The organism is Paenibacillus sp. MDV22-iso6, from assembly GCF_058408365.1.
In genome coordinates this window covers 214,053-236,120 of the sequence record NZ_JBZVDZ010000001.1, presented here as the reverse complement: position 1 = coordinate 236,120, position 22,068 = coordinate 214,053, and the positions used below count along the sequence as shown (strand labels likewise).

18 protein-coding genes are annotated in these 22,068 nt (G+C 45.5%); 4 read left to right on the top strand and 14 right to left on the bottom strand.

From position 1 onward, the window contains the following. Window positions 1-44 precede the first annotated feature (44 nt). The 5 genes from AC4PM4_RS01115 to AC4PM4_RS01095 form a co-directional block, all read right to left on the bottom strand. The gene (locus AC4PM4_RS01115) at window positions 45-2,009 is read right to left on the bottom strand and encodes an ABC transporter ATP-binding protein/permease (protein WP_491612496.1); all 1,965 of its coding nucleotides are present in this window, start codon (window positions 2,007-2,009) and stop codon (window positions 45-47) included. Between the two features lie 203 nt (window positions 2,010-2,212). Continuing rightward, window positions 2,213-3,505: an amidohydrolase gene (locus AC4PM4_RS01110; protein ID WP_072732588.1), complete on the bottom strand. Its 1,293-nt coding sequence runs from the start codon at window positions 3,503-3,505 to the stop codon at window positions 2,213-2,215. An 80-nt stretch (window positions 3,506-3,585) separates the two neighbouring features. Further along, on the bottom strand, window positions 3,586-3,879 hold the full coding sequence (locus tag AC4PM4_RS01105; protein ID WP_064638826.1) for a hypothetical protein: 294 nt from the start codon (window positions 3,877-3,879) through the stop codon (window positions 3,586-3,588). Window positions 3,880-3,967: 88 nt separating this feature from the next. Then, a complete protein-coding gene (locus AC4PM4_RS01100; RefSeq protein ID WP_491612494.1) occupies window positions 3,968-5,065 on the bottom strand; it encodes a saccharopine dehydrogenase family protein in 1,098 nt (365 codons plus the stop codon). Further along, window positions 5,049-5,756 (bottom strand): class I SAM-dependent methyltransferase, encoded by a 708-nt coding sequence (locus tag AC4PM4_RS01095; protein ID WP_491612492.1) that lies wholly within the window; start codon window positions 5,754-5,756, stop codon window positions 5,049-5,051. Before AC4PM4_RS01095 ends, AC4PM4_RS01100 begins: the two co-directional genes overlap by 17 nt. A 129-nt stretch (window positions 5,757-5,885) precedes the next feature. On the opposite strand from AC4PM4_RS01095, the gene AC4PM4_RS01090 reads away from it, so the two are divergent. After that, a complete protein-coding gene (locus tag AC4PM4_RS01090) occupies window positions 5,886-7,001 on the top strand; it encodes a helix-turn-helix transcriptional regulator (RefSeq protein ID WP_491612491.1) in 1,116 nt (371 codons plus the stop codon). Between the two features lie 145 nt (window positions 7,002-7,146). On the opposite strand, the gene yidC is transcribed toward AC4PM4_RS01090, so the two are convergent. The 3 genes from yidC to AC4PM4_RS01075 all read right to left on the bottom strand — a co-directional run bounded on the left by yidC (window position 7,147) and on the right by AC4PM4_RS01075 (window position 10,039). Beyond that, window positions 7,147-8,013, bottom strand: coding sequence for a membrane protein insertase YidC (gene yidC, locus AC4PM4_RS01085; protein ID WP_064638829.1), 867 nt, complete (start codon window positions 8,011-8,013; stop codon window positions 7,147-7,149). Next, window positions 7,950-8,300: a hypothetical protein gene (locus AC4PM4_RS01080; RefSeq protein WP_176854315.1), complete on the bottom strand. Its 351-nt coding sequence runs from the start codon at window positions 8,298-8,300 to the stop codon at window positions 7,950-7,952. Before AC4PM4_RS01080 ends, yidC begins: the two co-directional genes overlap by 64 nt. Window positions 8,301-8,392: 92 nt before the next feature. Next, window positions 8,393-10,039 carry a DUF4153 domain-containing protein gene (locus AC4PM4_RS01075; RefSeq protein ID WP_491612490.1) on the bottom strand — a complete coding sequence of 549 codons (1,647 nt, stop codon included), beginning with the start codon at window positions 10,037-10,039 and terminating at the stop codon, window positions 8,393-8,395. 134 nt (window positions 10,040-10,173) lie between these two features. Between AC4PM4_RS01075 and AC4PM4_RS01070 the strand changes: the two genes are divergently transcribed. Further along, the gene (locus AC4PM4_RS01070) at window positions 10,174-11,952 is read left to right on the top strand and encodes an ABC transporter substrate-binding protein (protein ID WP_491612489.1); all 1,779 of its coding nucleotides are present in this window, start codon (window positions 10,174-10,176) and stop codon (window positions 11,950-11,952) included. A 61-nt stretch (window positions 11,953-12,013) separates the two neighbouring features. On the opposite strand, the gene AC4PM4_RS01065 is transcribed toward AC4PM4_RS01070, so the two are convergent. Together AC4PM4_RS01065 and AC4PM4_RS01060 are read right to left on the bottom strand one after the other, a co-directional pair. Beyond that, the gene (locus AC4PM4_RS01065; RefSeq protein ID WP_491612488.1) at window positions 12,014-13,363 is read right to left on the bottom strand and encodes an FtsW/RodA/SpoVE family cell cycle protein; all 1,350 of its coding nucleotides are present in this window, start codon (window positions 13,361-13,363) and stop codon (window positions 12,014-12,016) included. Then, window positions 13,360-13,695, bottom strand: coding sequence for a PadR family transcriptional regulator (locus AC4PM4_RS01060; RefSeq protein ID WP_024631897.1), 336 nt, complete (start codon window positions 13,693-13,695; stop codon window positions 13,360-13,362). Before AC4PM4_RS01060 ends, AC4PM4_RS01065 begins: the two co-directional genes overlap by 4 nt. A 298-nt stretch (window positions 13,696-13,993) precedes the next feature. Between AC4PM4_RS01060 and AC4PM4_RS01055 the strand changes: the two genes are divergently transcribed. Further along, window positions 13,994-14,578: a P-loop nucleotide/nucleoside kinase family protein gene (locus tag AC4PM4_RS01055; protein WP_491612486.1), complete on the top strand. Its 585-nt coding sequence runs from the start codon at window positions 13,994-13,996 to the stop codon at window positions 14,576-14,578. A 175-nt stretch (window positions 14,579-14,753) separates the two neighbouring features. Here AC4PM4_RS01055 and AC4PM4_RS01050 read toward each other — a convergent pair whose 3' ends face one another. The 4 genes from AC4PM4_RS01050 to AC4PM4_RS01035 all read right to left on the bottom strand — a co-directional run bounded on the left by AC4PM4_RS01050 (window position 14,754) and on the right by AC4PM4_RS01035 (window position 20,560). After that, a complete protein-coding gene (locus AC4PM4_RS01050) occupies window positions 14,754-16,883 on the bottom strand; it encodes a cytoplasmic protein (protein ID WP_491612484.1) in 2,130 nt (709 codons plus the stop codon). Window positions 16,884-17,225: 342 nt separating this feature from the next. Further along, window positions 17,226-18,191 (bottom strand): sugar phosphate isomerase/epimerase family protein, encoded by a 966-nt coding sequence (locus tag AC4PM4_RS01045; RefSeq protein ID WP_063563426.1) that lies wholly within the window; start codon window positions 18,189-18,191, stop codon window positions 17,226-17,228. A gap of 109 nt (window positions 18,192-18,300) precedes the next feature. Continuing rightward, window positions 18,301-19,497, bottom strand: a complete 1,197-nt coding sequence (locus AC4PM4_RS01040) for an ROK family transcriptional regulator (RefSeq protein ID WP_491612483.1) — start codon at window positions 19,495-19,497, stop codon at window positions 18,301-18,303. A gap of 223 nt (window positions 19,498-19,720) precedes the next feature. Next, window positions 19,721-20,560 (bottom strand): YitT family protein, encoded by an 840-nt coding sequence (locus AC4PM4_RS01035; RefSeq protein WP_064640909.1) that lies wholly within the window; start codon window positions 20,558-20,560, stop codon window positions 19,721-19,723. Window positions 20,561-20,935: 375 nt separating this feature from the next. Between AC4PM4_RS01035 and desA the strand changes: the two genes are divergently transcribed. After that, on the top strand, window positions 20,936-21,994 hold the full coding sequence (desA, locus tag AC4PM4_RS01030) for a Delta(5) desaturase DesA (RefSeq protein ID WP_063563424.1): 1,059 nt from the start codon (window positions 20,936-20,938) through the stop codon (window positions 21,992-21,994). Window positions 21,995-22,068: the final 74 nt, after the last annotated feature.

The window sequence follows — 22,068 nt, the reverse complement described above, 5'->3', positions numbered from 1 at the left end:
TATCCATTATCCTTTCCGCAATTTTCATTATTCACAACTTAAATTTATTCGTATCGTAAGGATTCCATCGGGTCCAGCTTGGCAGCCTTCGATGATGGCATCAAACCAGCGATGATACTAATCACTGTACTTACAACGATTCCGAACACAATGTAGTATCCCGATAGATTTATTAGCTTAGCTCCAAAAGCGTTGTCCAAGAGAATATTCAACACATAACTAATAATTATCGCAAATACTACCGCAATGATTCCACTGAATACCCCCAATAGAGCAGATTCAGAAAAGAAAATTCGCTTGATGTCCTTCTTTCTTGCTCCAATCGCACGAAGGATTCCGATTTCCTTCGTTCGTTCCACGACACTAATGTAAAGCACAACCAATATCATAATACCGGATACGATTAACGAAATGCCTGCAATACCAGACAGAACGATCGTGGCCATGTTCACGTATGTCGTGATATTTTCCATGATTTTTGCCGTCTGGGAGCCTGAGAAGCCCGCATCAACAGCTGCTGCATTAATATCATTGACATATTTCATATCGGTTGCATAAGCGTTAACCTGAATTGGCCCAATCGTTATTCCTTTGTCCGCATACATTTGCTCCAACGTCTGTGATGAAATGTAACCCGGTGATTGCTGCATTGGTGATCTTTGATCTGACGCTTCATAAATACCAGATATGGTTATTTCTTTCTCCAAAGTTACGGGTTTATTATTGCCATCCATCTCATTGATATATAGAAACACAGACTTGCCGATCATGGATTCAGCTTGGTCATTTCCACTTAATTTATTCGCCGTATCGAGGGGTAACAACATCTCATTTTCTACCGGAAGCTTACCCGTTGTTAGCGTTGCTGGATCAAAAGCATCCGTTAACGTCGTTAACTGCGTAAGTGCCACACTTTGCTTTGCATGAACCATAGTCGATTTGCCTGTAATGGTAGTGATGGTCTCTACATGATCCACATTAGGGAATTTGCGAATAGTCTCAATGTCGGCTGTTGTAAAAGGTTCGCCTGCTGCCATCAAGGCTTGCGGGCCTTGCATATCTTTGGCATCTGCACTGGGCTTCGTTATATCCACAAGCAAAGGGTCCATACTTGAATTGATTTCGTCGTTCATATATGTCGTTATTCCATTACCCAAGGAGAGCATCAGGAGTACGCTTAAAATCCCGATCGACCCACCCAATGCAACCAGTACATTACGCTTGCCGTTGAGTTTCATATTTTTGAGAGCCATTTTGAAAGAAGCCAGTAAGCCCAAGTTTCTGGAAGCACCACGACTGCCTTCATAAGTGGTCAAGGAACGATCTTTTAGATGGATATCATCCTTAATCCGTCCCTCCTCAACCTTCACAATACGCGTACCGGAATCAGCTACTTTCTGCGAGTGAGTTACCGCAATGACCAGCATCCCTTTTTGCGCAATACTGTCCAGCAGAGCCAAGATTTGATCCCCGTTTTCCTTATCCAAAGCACCTGTTGGTTCATCCGCCAAAATAATGTCTGGATTGTTCGATAGTGCACGAGCAATGGAAACCCTTTGCTTCTGCCCACCCGACAGCTGGTTAGGCCGTTTGTTCAGATGACTCTTCAGCCCGACCTCGGTCAAAATATCTATAGCGCGCTTATTGCGTTCCTTTTCACTTGTGTCCGTCATTTGCATGGCAATCGTAACGTTCTCCAGCACAGACAGATGCGGGATCAGATTGAAATTTTGAAACACAAAGCCGATATTATTCTTCCGATAATCATCCATTTCCTTTTCAGTCATAGCACTTAAGTTCTTTCCATGAACAAGGATCTCCCCTTCAAAATCGGAGTCCATTCCACCAATAATATTCATAAGGGTTGACTTTCCGCAACCCGATTCACCAAGGATCGAGACGAATTCTCCTGTCTCATAGCTCAAATTCACATCATGGAGCACAGGAACCTTTTCCTTACCATACAGCGTGTATGATTTCTTCACATGTTTTACTTCTAAAATAGTCATCTTGATCTCTTCCTCTCCAAGTCATACACCCTATCTATATTGGCCATTTCACATTCTAACAAATTTGTGTGAACTGATAATGAACTGGACAATTCGCGTCTGCCTGGCAAAAGAATTGTAGCTGTCAAAAATCAATATGTAAGGAAAAGCAAACGGAGCCCTACATTCATTAGGACTCCGTTTGCTTAGTTCCGCTTGGCACATTAAATCCCTTCCACAATACGCTTCGAACGAACCTCTACCTGACGGAAAAGTTCTTCCTCATCTATCGTTAGCAGCTGCCTGCCTCTCATCAACACACGACCATTCACAATGGTGGTATCTACATCGGCGCCATTCACGCTGTATGCAAGCAATGATTCCAGCTCATGAACCGGCTGCAAATGCGGTTTCTTCAGATCAATCAGAATCAGGTCGGCCTTGCGCCCAACTTCCAGCACACCTACTTCATCCTGAAGGTTCAACAGACCTGCACTTCCCCGTGTAGACATGTGTAGTACCTCTCTTGCCGACAACCGGGTAGGGTCAGCATAATCCAGCTTTTGCAGCCAGGTCGCAGCCTTGATCTCTTCAAACATATCGATGGTTGTCGCACTGCCTGCCCCGTCAGTTCCAAGACCCACGTTAATTCCCTGTGCAATCATCTCGGTAATTGGGGCAATTCCGCAGCCAAGCTTCAGATTGCTGACCGGATTATGCGCTACTCCACCACGCATGCCTTTCAATCTGCCAATATCTCTGCGATTCAGGTGTACACCATGGGCAAGCAGTACATGTGCCTTTTCGAACATACCTGCCTCTTCCAAGTACTCCGTTGGCGTCATGCCATAGCGTTCACGAATTTTCACAACTTCCTCTTTCGTCTCAGCCAGATGAATGTGGATAGGTACGTTCTCCCGTTCCGCCATCGCGATGACTTCCCGCAAAGGTTCTACTGGGCAAGTATAGGGAGAATGCGGGCCATACATCGTCGTAATTCGCCCCTCTGCCTTACCCGACCAACGCTGCACCAAATCGACAGCTTCCTGTAATCTGCGCCCCCCGTCATCCTCCACGAATACCATGCCGCGTGTGAGCGATGCCCGAATACCGGTTATCGTTACCGCTTCTGCAATTTCATTCATGTGAATGTACATATCAGCGTAAGCTGTAGTTCCTGAACGGATCATCTCGGCGATGGATAATTGTGCTCCCCAGTATATATCTTCGGGTGTCATCCGGGCTTCTGCAGGCAGCATCTTACGGTCAAGCCAGTCCATCAGCTTCAGATCATCCGAGAATGCTCGTAACAGACTCATCGGTGTATGCTGGTGAGCATTGATCAGGCCCGGCATGGCCACTTTATGTTGACCATCCATAATGTCATCACCCGGTTGAGCCTGAATGTGGGGAGCAATCTCTACGATACGGTCGCCAACAATGCGAATATCCCCCTTGAAGGGGGAATCGGTGTCTTTCATCGTTAAGATTGTGGCTTGCTGGATTAAAATACTCATTCGTTTCACAACTCCTCTAGGTTTGGATTGCCTTACTTCCAAATCCGAGGATAAGCCTTCACGTAACGGCAAGGTCAAGACTAAGTTAATTTTTGAGTCGTCATCGTTCTGAAAGTTTGGATAAAAGGTTTGGGATCTATGTTGACCATATAAGGATAGACTCCGGTGCTGGTATGTAGATAGAAAAAACCACCTTCATTCCCCATTCTCCGAAAGGACATGTCGAACACTTCCGTAATATTAAACTCGCGGTATTTCGTTACAATCTTGTCCGAGTACAGGATCATGGACCGATCGCTATGCAGTACTTCCTGTGCGAGACCCGTCACTTCTCTCTGTACTTTGTAATAAGGCAATACAGCAATGCAGTTCATGATCTCCCTCCGTTCTACCATGATTATTTGTTCCATCATAGCAGATCGGAGAGCCTGAGCAAAAAAATGATCCAACAACATATATGATTTACGTAATCTTCGTTGTTACTTTCAATGGAAAACGAAGTGCTTCCTGAATATGCTGCAAGGAAAGGCATTGTTCAATGTGAAAAACGCCATGCGGTAGTTCCGTCCGATACATTCTCTCCGCTACCGCCGCCGCAACTGCTGCTGTTGCATCTGCTTCACGCTCGCCAACCAGCAGCTGCTCGAAATGGACTTGTTTGCCCTTTTTCCATCCCACTGCATCTACCTTAACTGCAAACATCGGCTCCCCTCCGGGAATAACCCCAAAAGCCTTGACCGTACCATTACGAAGGGAGGGAATACGCAGTAGCGTGAACAGCCCCATACGTTTCGAAATTGCCATGGATCTAGTCATCCAACGGGAATCGAGACATAACCGAGTGGAAACCGTTGGAATATCAAGTGTACGAGCAACGACGTGTTGATCCGAAAAGTTAAACCGATATGCTTTCCTGAGGCCCAAGTCTGCGCCAAAATCAATCCATTTACCATCGTGAAAACTTTGCACTTCCGCTGGCTTACCTTTTTTCATGACCTGATAGGTAGCATTCATCTGATCCACAGTCCACTCCACCGCGGCTTTTCCGTGTTTTTCACCCAGCCCCAGCATGACAGTAATGTCCGCTTCGTCTACTTGCTCCATATGGGCACCTGCTTCACGCACAAGCAGATTGGTCACCCCAGGCGACAGTCCCACACTAAGCATGGCTGTTGCTTTGGAACGCTGCATTTTGGAATGCAGCTGTTCGACCTGACCCAGAAAGTCATAATTGGCTGAAATATCAATATAATCTGTCTCTGCTTTCGCACAAGCCTCGACAAATCGGGTATCCGTTTGGTCCACACACATGATCACCAACTTGACCGATTGAAGCACAACAGGGTCAATCGCTTTTCGTACATCCAATTGAAGCGGCTGGACTATACCACCCGTAGATCGGCTGAATTTCTCAGCCCGATTCATCCGCGTACCTGCCGCCCATACCTTGCCGGGAAACAATCGTCCCAGTTGCGTACATATCATTTGCCCCACCTGACCGTATCCGCCAACAACCCAAATCTGGTCTTTCACAGAATCTGTTTTAGTCTCGTTTCGCATAATATCCCTCCACCCAAAATGCTCCGAAATAACGTGTAATGTGCGAGAATCCACATTCTCTCATCAGCTCTATCATTTGTTCAGATGAGATGGGATCCGATTCTCGGCCAAGGGAAGCTGCAAACCGCTCCCATTCTTCAAGCTGAATACGATTACTTAACATGTGATCCTGCCAGGCTTGCATCATGGTTGGATATACAGGCGAATGAAGATCGGCATTCACTGCTGCAATAATGAGTGGCGCCCCAGGCTTGAGTCTGGCCGCTAGATTGGACAGAAACCGTCTTTTGGACTCGATCCCCTGAATAAAATGCAGCATTAGCATACTTGTTGCCCCGTCGTAGACCTCACCTTCCGGTAACGCTTCAAGCGTCATGGATTTAAGTTGCACTCTGGCTTCGATCCCCGCCTCCCGGACTCTTCTCTCTGCTAACTGAAGCATCCGCTGGGAAGGATCTACTCCAGTAAACGTCCATCCCGCATGGCGAGAACCAAGCAGAGCTAATTCTTTACCTCCACCTGCTCCGACAATTAGTATCTCAGCTTCGTTGTTATCCGTGATAGAAGCGGCAAGCAGTTGCTCCATCAGATCATGCATATGAGAATAACCCGGAATTTTCAGGGCTATCGATTGTTCGTAACGGTTTTCATCCGCCGTATCCCAGTTCAAAGATGGTTGATTGTGGTCCATCGATACTACACTCCTCATGGATTCAAGTTAGACTTGACTCTTCGTTCGTCTAATTTCATTATAGAATGATACGCAGAGCGTACAATCCCAGAACAATGGGATATCTGCATGTGGAGAGGAGAAAGCTTTATGACATCACGCATGGAACCGAACCAGCGACTCATTACTTCTCTCGAAAAAGGAACCTGGACCTCGCGCACATACCGGGAAGCTGTCCTGAAACAAATTCAGAACATCGTTCCCTATGACGCGTATTGCTTCACAACAGTTGATCCACAGACTCTTCTCTCAACAGGTGCCGTGACGGAAGACGGCATTGAAGCCATTCATGACCGGCTGTTCGTTAATGAATACATGGAAGAAGATATACATAAGTATGCTGATTTGATTCACAGCGGCGACTATACAGCGATCCTTCATGCATCGATAAGCGAAAACCCTATTGTAAGCGCTCGGTATCATAACATCCTTCAACCCGCAGGTTTCGGTAATGAACTTCGGGCTGTACTGGTCAGTGGCGGAGCCTGTTGGGGGTATCTAACCCTATATCGCAAGACGGAACAACCCGTATTCACGGAAGAGGAGCGACTAAGCATTCAGGCCTGGACACCTTCTATTGCTTTGATGTTACGATCCACAAGTCTGACTCTTATGGACGAGATTAAGAGCGGAAGTCCCTCGGACCCTGGTATTATGATCACATCGGACGCTTTCGAGCTGTTATCCGTGAACGCTCCCGCTCAATATTGGCTATCACAATTACGTTTACTGGAGCAGGTGGGACCAGATGTATTGCCGCGCCCAGTCCGTGCAGTCAGTTCGCATTTACAGCGTCAGATTCGTACAGATTCCGACCTGATCGTTGCGCAAGAACCTATCCTTCATTCGCCTTCCAAAGTTTGCATTCAACTCCTGGATGGCCGTTACCTTGTGCTTCATGCCAGCCGCATGCAACAGTTTTCAGGTCTGGATCAGATTGCGATCAGGCTTGAACAGGCTATGCCGCAGGACTTACTGCCATTACTCGCAGAGAGTCATGGGTTGTCCATTCGGGAACGAGAACTATTGGGTTACGTGCTGCGCAGCTATTCTTCCAAAGAAATTGCCGAAGCAATGCATATATCAGCTTACACGGTACAGGATCATTTAAAATCCATTTTTGCCAAAACAGACGTATCCTCCCGCCGTGAGTTAATCTGGTATTTCGTATCCCGTTTCCAGTTGTCTGATGAACCAGCTATTTGAATGTTATAACTGGACATACAAAAAAAGATGCCTTGTCCCATGGGACAAGGCATCTTTGCGCTACATTATGGTGAAGAACATCAGTTATATCAACACATACGTTTAATTCATTCAATTCTACTGCACCATTCTCATGAGTGAAAACTTAGGACTTAGCGGGCTTCGCAGGTTTGATGTTTTTGTTCTTTACCTGCACAGCCACGGGCTCTTGCGGGTGTTCAACCGGATACAATTTGCGGAACAATAACGTCTGCAAGACCAGGAATGAACCGCCGATCGTCCAATACAGCGGCATCGCTGCAGGTGCCGAAAGCGAGAAAAAGGCCATCATCAAAGGAGAGATATATCCCATGATTGCGAATTGTTTTCGTTGTTCCGGCGCCATATTGGCTTGCGAAACCTTGGCTTGGATCAGATAAATAATAGCTACCACGACTGCAAGCACATAGTCAGGCGCTCCTAATTTGAACCACAGAAAGGAGTGAGATGACAACTCTGGCGTAAGCCGAATAGCCGTGTAGATACCTGACAGAATAGGCAACTGAATCAGCAGTGGCAAGCATCCAATATTCAGCGGATTGAACTTGTGCTTCTTGTACAGCTCCATCGTTTCCTGCGAAAGCTTCTGCTTATCGGCTGGGTCGTTTTTGCCCTCATACTTTTTCTTGAGCGCATCCATCTCCGGCTTCATAGCATTCATGATCACTCGGGTACCTTGCTGAGATTTTGCTTGTCGCATCATCAATGGTAACAACGCAAGACGGATAACGAGGGTGATCACAATAATGGCTACCCCATAACTTCCATTAAATATCGTTGCGATGTGCTGAATGAGATACGACAGTGGAAATACAACATAATGGTTAAAGAACCCCGGTGTTGATGAATTAATCTCTGAGACGTTGTTACTGCATCCAGCCAGTAGCATCACTGCAAAAAGAATTGCAATCAGGCCATAGATCCGTCCCTTGCCAGATGTAAAAGTGAACCCCTTGCTTGTCTTATGTTCCATATATATCCTCCTCGTTGTTTTGTAGAAAGTACATACAACGAGGAATGGCAATCTGGTTCATCTTCATCCGGGGATTCTCTTCGTCTGACGATTCGACTTAAAGCTTCAGGTCTGTGTTGTCCGTCCAAGGACAAGGTTGGCAATCCAGGTTCCAGACCACCTCCGGCCCCACCTTCCATCCAGTACTCTGTAATGCCGCAATGCAGATGGGCAATATAAGCGTAACTGACTGTGAAAATGAGTCCGAGTGAAAATATATACGGTATCAATTCCTGAAGTTCAAACAAGGGATTCACCCCCTTTATAGGTTAGTTTTTATAGTATAACACTTACATATGGATTTTGCATAAATTCATTGCTGGAAAACAGGTAGATGAATTCATTTCATTCTCAATTTGGACAATTCTAGCTTAGCTCTATGTCTTGCCATATTAAAAGAAGCCCAGGAACTGTCTGTTTCTTCCAGGTCAAAGTTAGCTTGATGCTCCAGCATTTCCCCTTTCAAATCCGGGTACTCCCTCTGGGCAAACTCTCGCAGTATCGGAACGGCATCTGCAGATAAACTCGTCAAGTAGGATGCATCAATAATGCCTGTCTGATGATATCGTGTAATATTAAGCTCTGCAATCCGATTATCCATGCCCACATAGTTGACTGCCACATAGGCTGCTAGGGACAATACAATATACCAGCGGATCAACGGTATGGAGGTATAACGGATTCGAAGAGCTGCAATAAGCAGCAGTAGCGCCAGAAAAATCATGAATGCATGTACGAGAAATCGAATGTAGGTATATCCATAAGCCTGTTCATACAGGTTGAGGCGTATAAACGCCGAGTACAGCATGATTGCGGAACAACCCACCAGGACAAAGAGCAGCACCTGATGCACAACAGAACCTATTTTGCCGCTTGAACGCGTGAACTGAAGGGCGATGATCAGAATGAAAAAATTAATGCCTGTTACCAGTATCAGCTCCACAAATCCACTTCTTGCATACTCTGCGTAGGACAATTCTGACGGAAGATGTCCCTCACCCGCCCCAAAAAGATAAGAAAATTGTACAAGCACAAACAGAACATACACACAGTTGATGACCAACAGCATCGTGCCCACAATGATGGGGTCCAATCTTAAAGGTTCACGATGAGCTTGAGTAGAAATTGCCTCAGGTGCGGGCTTATTTGCTGGCTGATCCTCTATGATTGAGTTCAAGGAAGGACTCTCCTGTATGGAATTCACGGAAACATCTTCTCGCTTTTCGATTTCTGAAGTAACCGTAATTGCTTTTCCATTTTTCCAATGTGCATTTTCTCTCTTATCTGCTTCATATTGCATTGGCTGAACGAAACCCCATACGTAACTGAACAATAAAACGCTCGCGATGAGAATCCAGATCACTCTCGGAAATCCTGGTGTCAGTGTCATCTGGTTCAGCCATTGGGGAAAACCGGACAAATACTCATTAAAAATCCCATCTGCTGAGGTCAGCAGTGCTACAACCACGATGAGGATGGGAACGGAAGCTATAAGGCCAATGAATACTTTGAAAGCAGCCGTTTTCTGCGTTTTACCTAGCCCACGTCCTCCTGTTTTCACAACAATGCTTGCGACCGTTCCCCAATGACGGATGGATTGTGGCAGCAAATGGTCCATCGCGGTACCGATCAATCCAATGTCCCACCATTGTCTCTGTTTTCTGCCGACCAGATAAGTCATATGTAAGATAATAAGCCCCGGTACGATCAGGAAATTAAGGATACGCAGCGGTTCATTGTCGTATAACAGAAACGTTAGCGCCAGCATCAGCACCACCCCAGCCATAAAAGCATCAATCATGGTCAATCGCCGCATGCGGTCCCTGGCAAACAAGAACATAAAGCCATAAAAGAGGATAACAAAGATGGGATAAGAAACACCAATATCCTTGCCATAGAACAAATACTGATGAATGATAGCTAACATTAATGCGGATAGTAGCGTAATTAAAGCGCGGTTGGGTGAAGCCATTATTTTATCAATCATGGGAAAAACCTCCATTAAACTTTCTAGGTTTCATTCTAGATGATAAAATAAGAATATAAATAGAAATTAAAAACGATAAAACTTCTTATTTTATTATATTGCATCAGCTACAACCTCCAGGAGGAATCAAAACCTTGAAATTACATCAGCAATATTTGCTGCTTCATAGCCGGTTTGGTCAACTATTAGAACATGAAGTAACGCTCTCTGACCTTGCGGAACTGCTCGAGTGTACACACCGTAACACATTAACAATCGTCAAAAAAATGGTTGCCCAAGACTGGATTCGGTGGGTGTCCCAGCGCGGACGTGGACGGCGTTCTACGCTGACCCTACTTGTTCCGGCTGATCAAATTGCAGCAGAATACATGATGCAGGCCATGAATCGCCGCGAGTTGCAGCAAGCCGCCGAACAGGTTGGTGCTTTCTCTAGTTCTACGACAATGCAGGATCACCTAAACCAGTGGCTACTTGGTTATTCTGGACACCATACGGAAGCTGGTAGCCATAATGAGCGAATTGATACGCTCAGGTTACCGATCCGCCAACAACTGCACGCCCTTGATCCCCTTTTTATCAATTTGCTGGCAGAATCTTTTGTCACTAGTCATGTGTTCGACGGGCTGGTTCAACGTAATGAACACGGAGAGATTATTCCCTGTCTGTCTCATACCTGGGATGTCAGTTCAGATCGGAAAACATGGTTTTTTTATTTGCGTAAAGGGATTACTTTTCACAATGGACACCTGCTGACAGCCGCGGATGTGGTGTATACATTTGAACGACTGCAATCCACAGAACGGCGGACATTATACCGCGATGTGAGCAAACAAATTCTATCGCTTGAAGCAACAGATCCCTTGACCGTTTGTTTCAAGCTCAAAGCCTCTCACGAATTGTTTTTGCCCTTTCTTTCTACGAGCCGTGCAGCGATTGTTTCACAAGCCACTTACGGGCAACATAAAGATGGAGACAAGGAACCAGATGTATCGAATACCATGCAAAAGCCTATAGGAACCGGGCCTTTCAAGGTTACAACCTGGGATGATCACTTGTGCAGACTTGAAGCTTTTCCGATGTATTTTCAAGGCAGAGCCCATCTGGACCGTGTAGATATTCTACAAATCCCGTGGAGTGCTCCTGCACATTTGGATGAAAAACAAGATATCGAATCTCCTTTCTTCCACCTTGTTCATAATCCATCCTCGTCTGAGGGTAGAGACTGGACACAGATTAGTGCAGGCGTGATGGTACGCAAATTACTCACTTGTAATACACAAAAAACCGGACCGCTAAGCGATCCGGATGTAAGAGCACATGTTCAGGCGTGTGTTACTAAATTGTATGGGAATGGCATGAATGAAAGTAATGAAGATGATCCAGGAGATGCTGATAAAGTGTTGATGAATGCAGAAGAATTGACTTATTTGTCTCAGCACTCTACTTTTGATCTACCTATCCCCTTACACATCACAACCATTCCTCAGTATCGGATGGATGCTAGACGTTTGGCATCGTCATTGGAAATGTACGGCTTCACATGTACTGTCCGCATAGGCACGATGGAGCAATTCAAAGGGAACCTGAGACTGGAATCCGATCTGATTCTCTTCTCCCTGATTCGGGACCGGGACGAAGAATTACGCAGGTACGATCTCTATCTCACTTTATCCGAACATCTGGAGGAATCTTCCAAGAAGAGTGTTCAAGAGATGCTGCAAACTGTTGTTGCTTCGCAAATAGTAGCAGACAGAACTGCCGAACTGGATCGGATCGAACAATTTCTGGTGCAGCAGAGTTTATTATTCCATTTAACTGAAAAACCTGTGGAGACTGCCTACCTGCCTTCCGTTCGTGGCCTCTCCTTCAACAGCCAGGGATGGGTAAACCTCAGACATATCTGGTTCCCATGAATGCTCGTTAAATGAGCATAACAATCCATTCGTTTCTAGATGCGGTAATGATGTTGCTTGCTTATAAACTGGTCATTGGTTCGGCATCCACCTTGTGCCGTATTTTTTCATTTCTCTTCGAAATGGTATCCTTCCGACGGTACACACCGAGGAGTAAACCGAGCATGGCATAATCAAACATCAGATGATTACCGTATCCAATAAAAGGAAAAGAAATACTAAGAATCGGAGCCTTCCCAGTGGTCATCGCCAACGAATAGATGATTTGCAATGCAAAAACGGCGGTGATACTGACAATAATCATACGACCAAAATCATCCCGGATGCGAGGAAGCATCTTCATCATACTGATAACAAACCAGATGATCCCCACCAATAACAGGATCCCGGCTGACCAACCAAACACATCAATGAGCAGAACACCTGGGTAATTATAATAACTCGTTTTAAACTTATCGAACGTTGTATCAATCCCATTCCCCCACCAGCCGGATGATTGAATAACTTCAATAATGGAATTGTTGCTATAGCCACTCCCGTAAGGGTCATCCTGAAGATTCAAAACGACAGAGAGCCTCTCCAGGCGTCCGTATTGATCTGCAAAAAACAATAGCAGTACAAAAATACTTCCTGTTATAACAGCACCTATGACTGTATAAAGCCATTTTTTCGTGAGCCAGCCAAATATAATAATGCTCATTATGCCAAACAGAAACAACCGAACCCAGTCCAACGTTTGAAACAATAGTACTGCGGGGAACATTATCATTGCAATGTAGGTCAAGATGGATTGCATATTACAATTGGAACGAAGCTTGTCCAACATAATGGCACCTATAGCAAGTGGCAAAATCCACACTGAAGCTGTGGTAAGGTCTATCGTTAATCCAAATAAGCCCCAGTACCTGCTATTACCATGAATATCCGTTGTTATCATTGGACTGATCCACAACATGACATTAAGTAGAATATAGATCCACCAGGCAGCTCTTTTCAACTTACGATAATCAAAGTAAATAAAGAACAACATCATCATTACACCTATAACGGTATACACCACATGCCCCAGATATAAGGACTGATACTTTTCATCTGCGACATTCGTCGTAAAAATCCATATCAGTAACAGGCTAGTTATAGACAAACCAATTAATCCAACTAACAGCCCCCAATGCATACGATGACGATGCAATCTGTGCATACTTTTGCCCACCACTGCGGGATCACCCATCTGATCAATGGCGTATGCAGCTGCCTCTTCCTGGCTCAGTCCCTCTTGCTCCTTGTCCAACATCATTTCTTCCATGTGGTTGCCAAGCTCATCACGCAGATCAGTATGTACTTCACGTGCCTTAACCTGACTACACAGTTGATCAAGATAATGTTTAATCTTCTCATGTCGATCCGTCATGTTAAGCCTCCTTCCCCAAGCACCCGATCCACGGCACCGCGGAATAAAAGCCACTCGGCTTTTTTATGCTGTAACGCCTCCACACCCTTGTCACAGATGGAATAATATTTACGTTTCCTACCTTCAACCTCCATCCAGTAAGACTCCACCCATCCCTCAAGCTCCATCGCGTGCAGAATGGGATATAACGTACCTTCCTTTAAATTAAACACACCCTCGGATTGACGATGGAGTTCCTTGATCAATTCATAACCGTAAAGCGGCTGTTCCTTCAGTAGCGTAAGAATCAATGTCTCCGTGCTGCCTTTAATCATTTGTTTGTTTACCTGCAAAGCTGTCACTCCCTTTTGTTCATGCTTCCACGTCCATTAACAATAGCTACTTTTACCACACTTCTTAAAACTTCAAATGAACCTAATAAAACCACTTGGCTATATACATCGGAAATCTATGCATAGTAAAACTAGGTATAATATTACCTGATTCTTCCTTTTCTGTCTAGCTATCAATTGAAGACGTTTGTGATAAAATAAACAAGTCATTTCACACCTGAGGTGTCATCATGAATCTCTTATTCTTACTTAGACATTACATATTCTTTCTATCGATTATGAGGAGGCAATTCAAACCATGAGCAAACTGATTTTTTTTCTTGGCGGGGCCGGGAGCGGCAAAACAACCCTTGCCAAAGCCCTCTCGCGTAAACATAAAGCTGCTTTTTTGGATATGGATATCCTGCTACGTCCAGCTGCTGAAGCAATAATGACCCTGCAGGGACTCGATCCATCCGATCGGGATTCACCGGAATACAAACGGCTGTGTCGTGACTTGGGATACCGAATTACGATGGATGCTGCACTGGACAACGTGCAATTGGGTATCGATACCGTGGTTGTGGGGCCCTTTACCAAAGAAATCGGAACTCCAGACTGGATTGAGCAGGAACTCGCACAGATTGGACGCTCCCTCGATAATACGGATGTACGCGTGGCTTATATTTATCTTGCGAATGAAACGTTGTATCGCGAGCGGATTACAGCCAGACAATCCCCGCTGGATGAGTGGAAGCTGAAGAACTGGGATGCCTTCACAGCTTCACTTGCCCGTAAACAAGTAGCTTGGCCGTTGCCTGCCTCAGCCGTGGCTTATATCGATAATTCAAATGAGAGCCCTGATATCGCTTTTGCTGAAGTTGAACAACGAATGTACGAATAAAATATGAAATGGAATGGAATGCCCTTTAACTTCTCCATTCTCTTTCATGCTACTCATATGCTCAATAATATAATCCACACCCAAAAGGGGTATTTGTCATGGTTACCCGCGCAGGTCCAACGTGACAAATACCCCTTTTACAATAATCTATGACTAAACATCCGAACCTACATCGTTACAAAAACTGCTTCATAATATACTCCTGCTCCAGAGGTGTAATCACAGTGCGCTCCACGGGTGGGCCTTCTGTCAGATACTCTGCCACTTCAGCCACACGATTGGATTCCAGTTCCGCTGTAAATACGAGATTGGCCATCCCTAATGTCTCAACCAATGTTCCCCGCGCTTTAGCGTGAAGCATGAATAAGGTATATAAATCTGGTCGTTTCAACTCCGTCATTGCCCGGGCGATCAAAGCCAATTCGGCTTTGTTGTCTCCCATCGGATGATGCGCTTTAGGCTGTCTCTTTAAGCCAAGATCGCACCACAAAATGCACCGCTCCTGTACATCAATAATGGCTGGAATACAATTACGGGAATCTGCCGTCAGATCGATTCGCTCCTGCACCGTTGAAGGTTCGAACATTTCATCCGACTGTGGAACCTGACGCATCATCCAGCCAGCATAACACTCCGGCAAATCCTTGATAGCATTATCCCTGAATGCGTTAACCATGATTACAATATAACGTGCCCCTAACCTAGAAACGGACGGCAAATGCAGATCCATATACTTCGCCGCTCCATCCGGTGCAGTCACCATAAACCCACTATTTGCAGCTATATATTCATTCGATTGCAGAGGGGTCCGGGATGTTTGGTCCATATAACGCCAATCCTCATCATACAGTACACCCGACAGATCGGTATCCACACGTTCGATTCGCTCATCACCGCTCAGGCCTTCTCTCCACCACAGAAAAAAACGAACGGTATCTCCTGTGGGTAACGATATCCATGACGCACGCGATAGAGCTCGAAGAGATTCGCTTGCCCGGCGTTTTCCCCATGGAACTGAAAACTCTTGAAGTCTTTCATCAATGTAGACATTACCGAGTGGTGGAAGCACGGCAAACCGTTTCAACAGTGTATGCTCTACCGCCGATATCACCGCATGAACATCCTCAACGTTGAGGGACGGTAGCGATTGAGTGGAGACATACAGATTTGCCGTGTTGCCTTGGCGGAAAAAGCTCCTCCTGACCTGAAACTCCGTCCGTGTGCTGAAGTGGGCCAACACTCGAAGCAGCGCCCTTGTCGATACCTTCTCTTCCACAGTTTCCATTTTGCTGATCACTTGCTGTACCGGAACACCGGAACGTATCATTCGGTCCAGCTGACCCATCATCTCTCCCGGACGTTCCGCAAGCGTCTCCACAATAAGCTTGTTATCCTTCTGTTCAAATGCCCGCTCCACTCTGCCATGAAAGGTAAGCGGTCGTTCCCCACGTCGCAACTGGTCCAGCGCCACTATTGCCCCTGGATAACGGTGACGATATTCACCTGGATGCAGTCGCTCGGCCAATCTCTGCCAGCGACCTTTATATCGAAACAAATCTTCCAGCGGGTTCGAAGCACCCTCCAATAAAGCAAGTATTACCCGACGTTCAGATCGAGTAAATGAACGGAAGCGGGTGTTCTCCTTCAGACTGACATCTCCATCGGAACACGCTACCGCCAGCCGCAATATATCTGTTGCCGTGCGCAAATGTCGCTGGAGTTGCTTCACCGAAGCACGCCCCGCCTTTAATAAAGCCGCGCAATAAACGGCTGCATTTTCCCTCACAGGTATTTGCCCTGCCTCTGGTTCAAATGTGGCCCAGCCTTCGTACTTTGTTGCAAACCAGGTCAACTGCTCTCTTGCAACTGGCATTAACGAAGATTTTGCTGTAAGCAGGTCCATTCCTACTTGGTAAAAATCTGCTTCACTGCCGAGATGAATCACACGCAGTCGCAGCTTGTTCAGCAGTAATATGCGCTGCTCCTGTTCTTGCTCCTTTTCAAGAAGCTGCTGTCTCCAGGAATGCATCAAAGCATTTAAATAAAATTTACTTTCCTGAATATTCATTTTCCGCTTAGGAAATTTCGGATACACGAGGATTTCCTTTAAATTGATTCCTTTCATCTTTCGAAGCTCATCTATCAATTGCTCAAACCAGAAAACGAATCTGTCACGTTCCCAGGTATTCAGCACATCTATCAGTTTCGTCGAAAACGTATATCCCAGCGATTCCAAATTTCTCAGTGCAGTCGCCAATATACGCACAGGCAGCTTGCCCTTGCGCTCTGCAATGATCACTTTCAAATTCCTGCTGAAATAGATTGAGAATAAGTCCATCACTTGTACTCTCCCACATGACGATAATATATTCAGCATTGGTATACTTGGCCTAGCTCGTGGCGGTTCTTCATATGTATAACACAGTCCAAAAAACTAAAAAAATCAGGGAAGCGGCACCCCTAATACCATTGTAAGAGTTCAGAAGGAAGGGATACCATAGCCTGATTAATGCATATTATATCTTATAATTACAGATTAGAAAATATCACATCGGAAAGAGAGCGGCAGAATACCACTTAACCCAAAAGGTAAGATTATTCTGACCGCTCTCTTTATGTTTATTTTCACCGCTGTTCTCTTGCCAGATTATCCGTGCTGCCGTGCCGCTTGACGTCCGGCGATACGAGCTGTAATTAACTGGTGACTCTCATCAATCTCTTCCGGTGTGCAGGCTGCTTTCAACTCATATACTTTGACCGGAGAACGATCAATGATGTCCAGAAATGAATCAAAAAATGCCATGTCCTTACTATGGATATAAGGACACCAATGATCCGACAAGCCTACCGTCTCATGAATATGTACCCCGACGACATGGTCGATCAATTCATTTGCTTCACGTACATTGTCATAGAGCCCCATTCGATCCATCATCATACCGTGACCAATATCGTACCACAATCCGAGTGGTGCCCCTTTCATGCTGCGGATAAGTGCGCCCGCCTCCTGCAGCGTCGGCATTTGGTAACAGCGAGATCGGGTTTCAATGCCAAAATTCACCCCATACCCGCGCTGTTCCGACAACTCGCACACTTCTTCCAGACTCTCCTGAATTCGCTTCAGGTAATGTGCACTCCCCGCCTCGCGCTTCTCAATCATCTCTTGCCATAACGATTGATAGTCCGTGGAGTCCGGCCCTTGATCGTGATATATCTTTTTCAATGCTTCATCAATATTATATTCAAACGGCACCTCGCCTGGATGCACGACAACTGCCTTCGCACCATACCGATGTGCATATTCAGCTGAACCGAGCAGCAGTTCAATGGCCCGCTTACGACGAGGCTCATCGTCGAAACCGAGCAGAACCGAATCGGTTCCATAATCGGGATCAGCTACATGCGGAAACGTATTGTGCACACTGGATATGCCGATTTCTCCCCGTTCAATCATCGGTTCAATCGTTTGCAGCAATTCGTCCGTCACGTTATAATTCAGCTCCACTTGTCTGAACCCTAGGGATTTGATCTCCTCGATCATGCCCTCACCCGTAGTATGACGTTTGATGTTCCAGCAAGTTGAAAATGAATATTCCTTTTTATCGGTAAACATAGCTTTGTCCTCCTAATATGCGATGTTCAACCCGTTCAATGTCTGATGAATCTTCTCTATTTTTAAATCAGCCTAGCTGATGTTTAATTCAAATCTCATTTTGACGCTTTTATTCCAATGCCTCATGCTGAAGATTCAACATCGTCTGTTGCAAGGCTACCTGCACTGCTCCAGTCACTACAGCCCGCTCGCCCAGCTCTGAACAGATCAGTTCAGGCTTCGCCGGGAATTGATCAGATACGATCTGTCTGAGAAACGGCAATAACACATCCCCATTTCCCCCGATACCTCCGCCAAGTACAATGAGATGGGGAGCAAGCACGACACAGATATTCCGCAGAGCCGAAGCAATCATTTGGCTGTATTGTTTCAGAATCTTCACAGCCTGCGATTCTCCACCTCGGGTAGCTTCAAACAGTTTCTCAGGAGTCAGGTGTTCACGAAGGTATTCTATACCAGAATCAGGACCCTCAAGAAGACTGGCATCCAACTGACGCTTGGCCAGTTCCATCAGACCTTCCGCTGACAAAACATCCTCCAATCGACGCCCCTCTTCCAACAACATCTCCGCGAGCTCGCCTGTCAAACCGCCCATGCCTCGTAGCAATTGCCCGTTCACCATGATGCCTGCACCCGTTCCAGTACCAATGGAGAAAAACACAAATAGATTGGAATCCGCTGCTGCTCCACCCCTGTACTCCCCCAGTGCAGCCAGGTTCACATCGTTCTCCAGGATCACTTCACACGGGAAGGCTCCCGACAATGATTCAAGCGAGAGCAACTTTTCCAATCCCTCTAACGGGGTAACGATTCGATCAATATCACCAGAGTCCGGCAGTACAACACCTGGAATGCCAAAACCAATACATTGGATCTGATCCCAATTCAATTGATTTTCCGTCAGTAATTCATCCATATGGCTTCGAAGCACATCAAGGATTGCCGACCTTGCTCGATCACCGCTTTGGACCGATAATGTTGGATACGTTCTGTAATCCATAATCTCACCATTCAGATCAGAGAGTGCAATCCGAATTCGGGTTGCCCCAATATCAATGCCACAGACATAATAAGCTGTTTCATTGAATCGAATGAGTGTTGCTTTGCGACCCTGGGCATTGTCGGCTCTGCCGGTTTCCAGCACCAGATTTCGTTCAATCAGATGTTCAATCGCCGACGACACCGTAGGTTTGCTGAGTCCGGTCTGACGACTGATATCTGCCCTGGACATCGCACCAGTTGCGATCAGCGCATCCATAATCAAATTCTCGTTCAGATTGCGGATATACTGCGGTGTGCCAGCCATTTTATCGCCTCCTTTTATAGTTAGTTAAGTTTCTTAACGAATTAAATTTAATATATCATCGGCTTTAAAACGTGTACAGCTTTTTGTCTGTATCGGATGATATGATTTCAAAATCAAGGCCTGATCTCATCGTAATCATTCAATTTCGACTTTACATTATGTAAATCAAAAAAGCCGCAGTGATAAACACCGCAGCTCCTTACTTCCTTATATATACGTTTCATTACGATTTGGACAATTCAATGAATCCTTCACCAAATACGTCACGCACATCATGGATCGTTATGAAAGCAATTTCGTCCTCCGCTCGCACAATCTTCTTCAGCATCGGAACTTCTTGTTTGCTAATGACAATATATAAGATCTCTTTCGGGTTCTTCGTATAGTAGCCATGACCAGACAAGACGGTAACTCCCCGATCCATCTTCTCAATGACCTGTTGAGCAATGGCATCCTGTTTGGTAGATATAATCGTAACTGCTTTTTTCGGATTGAGCCCTTCAATAATAAACTCCATCGTTTTGGTTCCGACGAACAACATGACAATCGTACACATCAAACCTTGCGGCCCTATAATGAAGAAAGACGAGAACGCCACGATCAGATCGAAGAATAACAGTCCATAACTGATGTTCCAATCCAGATATTTATTGGCAAGCCGGGCCAGAATAACGGTGCCCGCCGTTGTGCCGCCTACTCTAACAATCATGCCTATACCCAGACCGGCAAATAATCCACCAAAAATAGTATTGATCCAGAGCTCGTCCGATGCGATCGTCCAGCTCTCGGTTAGGTGCAGGAACAGCGAGTTAAATACCACCGCAATAATGGTATACACCGTTGTCGTTCTGTCCAGAAATTTGTACCCCACAAGTAGCAAAATACCATTCAGGAGCAAGTTCATCAGTCCAGGAGACCATTCAAAGAGGTAATACAAAATAATTGTAATCCCTGTAACGCCGCCTTCAGCCAGATCATTCGGGATGACGAACAGGTTTACTGCAAGTGCAAACAGAAATGCACCCGCCATAATAAATAGAATATCCGTTATTCTTTTCTTCATCATGCACTCCATCCAATCCATCAGAAAATCAACCTATCAACCAATTTCATAAGTTGTCATAACCACTCAATGATAGATTCTACCATGCCCGGCACAAAATTTGTATACATAATACAAATTGTTGCGCAAATTGTACAAAGGAATCTAAAAATACTGTTTTTCAGGCTCTACAAAGCAGGTTTGCTTCATCTACCCATGACAAATGTCATGGGTCATCATTGATATTCATCATTACAGTGTACTGACGTTTATGACTTACTGCACTGGACGCATTCTTATACAATGATAAAAACGCCTCACTTGGAGACATCTTCCCAGGAAGCGTTAGGTTAGAACTGATTACAGTTATTGACCATTGAAGGAGGACGTAAGTCTATGAGCAGAACCAAAGAAATGGCCCTTAAAAAAGAAGTGACCCCTTATGAGAAAAATAATCTTCGCCTGAGTATCCAACAATTAGTGAATTCCATACTACCACTATTATTATTATGGGCCGCAGCGTACTATAGCCTGTCCGTGTCCTACTGGCTGACATTTCCGATTGCCCTCGTAGCCTCGGGGTTTGTACTTAGAACGTTTATCATCTTCCACGACTGCTGTCATGGTTCATTCTTCAAAAGCAAACGTGCCAACGACATTCTCGGTACGATTACAGGTGTATTAACCCTGACGCCTTACCTGCAATGGAAAAATGAGCATTCCATTCACCACGCCACCAGCGGCAATCTGGACAAACGTGGAGTTGGCGATATCTGGGTGATGACGGTTGAGGAATATAAAGCCGCTTCCCCTTGGGGTCGTCTATTCTACCGGATTTATCGTAATCCGTTTGTCATGTTCGGTATTGGGCCCATTTATGTATTCCTGTTCGCCTACCGCTTTAACCGTAAAGGCGCAAGACGTAAAGAGCGCATCAATACGCATCTATCAACAGTTTTGATCGTTATCCTGTACGCTTTTATGTGCTGGCTGGTCGGCTGGCAGGCTTTTGTTCTGGTGCAGGCACCCGTCTTTTTCTTCTCCGGCTTCTTCGGCATCTGGCTGTTCTACGTACAGCATCAATTTGAAGATACGTACTTTGAGAATGAAGATGAATGGAGTTATGTGAAGGCTGCTGTAGAAGGTAGTTCATATTACAAATTGCCTAAACTGCTGCAATGGATCAGCGGCAATATCGGGTTCCACCATGTGCATCACTTGAGCCCACGTGTACCTAACTATTACTTGGAAGAAGCACATAATGCAACACCACCTTTGCAGAATGCAACAACGATTACGCTACGTTCCAGTCTGGCTGCCCTGCGCTTCCGTCTATGGGACGAAGAATCCAAGCGTTTTATTAGCTTCGGCGAGATCAAAACGTTATCCCGCAAGCCTTACGTTCAACCGCCTATTCGAGTAAACAACCAAGCGGGTCTGACAGAGAAGCCTTAACTCTGTCGGATTCGTTTTCTTGTATTCAGGCTAAAGTCATGCTACAGTCAGGCTAAGTTTGAGTACAATGCAAG